Consider the following 1,559-nt stretch of genomic DNA (forward strand, 5'->3'; position numbering starts at 1 on the left):
CGTTGAGCTTTTTGGTAGAACTTAATTCATACCGTCAATCAGCCACGCCGCGCTCTTTCATATACCAAGCCAAAGAGCGCTGAAGCGCAACTACATACCGTAAATGTTATAGTCGAATGGGCCAGAGAGCCAGTTCGCCAGAATGCTGCGATCGCCTCAAGCAACCTTGCGCTTGATTTTGCGTTTCGCCGCACCCATACCTAAAAAGCTCAATCCTACTAAAGTACCGAACCATGTAGAAGGTTCGGGTACGGCCTCAAATTCTCCTTTAATGGCGATCGCATCATTAGCGCACTCAGCAAACAAATTAGCAACATAACTGCCAGAAGGCATAGCAGATTTATCGAAACTGAATCCGATGGTTTGAGAACCTACTGCATTAAACTGCGAGAAATCAAGACCCATGGCGCTCAAAGTTGCTGAAGTTAAAGCAGAGATTTCTCCTACTTTTGTACCCGAAGCAATTGAATTGAGAACGGTATTTTCTCCTGTTTGTTGAAAATACGGGTCTGTAGCAGCTAAATCACCGATTGACGAGGTTCCACCTCCCGATCGAACATGAGTATTGTATCCGGTTAGATTAGAAAATCCATCGTTCGCTTGAGTAAAGCTTTTCGCTGTAACATTGCTATAAATGCCTGTTGTCGCTACACCTGAGTCATTGCCGTCGGCAAAGCGAATGCCAAATAAGCTGCGATTTGCATTAGCTGTGTTGAAGTTTTGACCGGAAAAATTGAAAAACAAATCGCCGTAGTTGATGTTGCCTCGGAGAACGTTGCTGCGTGCATATCCAGCTAAACTGAGATTGGAGTTGATGGCGATGAAAGCCGTGTCTGATGTTTCTTTGATGGCGATGCCGTAAAATTCAAACTCGCCGCCGCCGACTCTACCATCTGTCACGCCGTCGTTGAAGGAGTCGATCGCATAATTCCAGCCGTTAGATAGCGTTGCTGCTGTAGCCTTTGGTTGCTGTAATCCAATAATTGCAAGGAAGACAGCCACCGAGTAAGTCCAGCGAAAGCTGTTTTTTGTAATGGGATTCATAAAAAACTTCCTGATGAATGTGTGTTAAATTATCAATTTTGTCGATCGACTATTTTGATTTTCAGTAAATCACACATTCCAGTATATTTTATTAAAGTTTTGGTGAAGATTTTGTCAGTAATTACGTAATATCACTGAGATTAGTCAAAAAAACTAACCAATACCCGTAACTAAAGAATCAACTCTCGCCACAACCAGCACAGCAGAGCCCAGGGACTTTAAACCTTATTTTTCGGTGAGAGGCGATGGCTAACGTCTCGGCTGTCGCCTACGCAGGTTTTAACAACAGTCAAGCAAATTCCTGCCATATATCACATTGCGTTAACAGCAGGCATCGCGCGTTCCTTCTAACTCGGGCGGTAGTTTCTGCAATTGAAGCGCTGCATAAATCGATCGAATTTTTCCCGACTGCTTCATAAAACTTACCCAAACTTAACTAAAGCCATCTTTAGCTACAATGAAAGAGTTCACTTCCTGCGCTATTGAGTGGTCGGCCATCCCAAGGTAAGCAAGCT

1 protein-coding gene is annotated in these 1,559 nt (G+C 43.9%); it reads right to left on the reverse strand.

All coding sequences use genetic code 11. The annotated features are described in order from the left end of the window. Window positions 1-156: 156 nt before the first annotated feature. The gene (locus JGK36_RS00035) at window positions 157-1,044 is read right to left on the reverse strand and encodes a PEP-CTERM sorting domain-containing protein (protein WP_293199407.1); all 888 of its coding nucleotides are present in this window, start codon (window positions 1,042-1,044) and stop codon (window positions 157-159) included. Window positions 1,045-1,559 lie beyond the last annotated feature (515 nt).

It is taken from the genome of Microcoleus sp. PH2017_35_SFW_U_B, assembly GCF_020737865.1.
GTDB lineage: Bacteria > Cyanobacteriota > Cyanobacteriia > Cyanobacteriales > Microcoleaceae > Microcoleus.

Excerpts from the sequence above, each read along its gene's own strand:
- JGK36_RS00035 (WP_293199407.1), bottom strand. The coding sequence starts at position 1,044 with ATGAATCCCATTACAAAAAACAGCTTTCGCTGGACTTACTCGGTGGCT.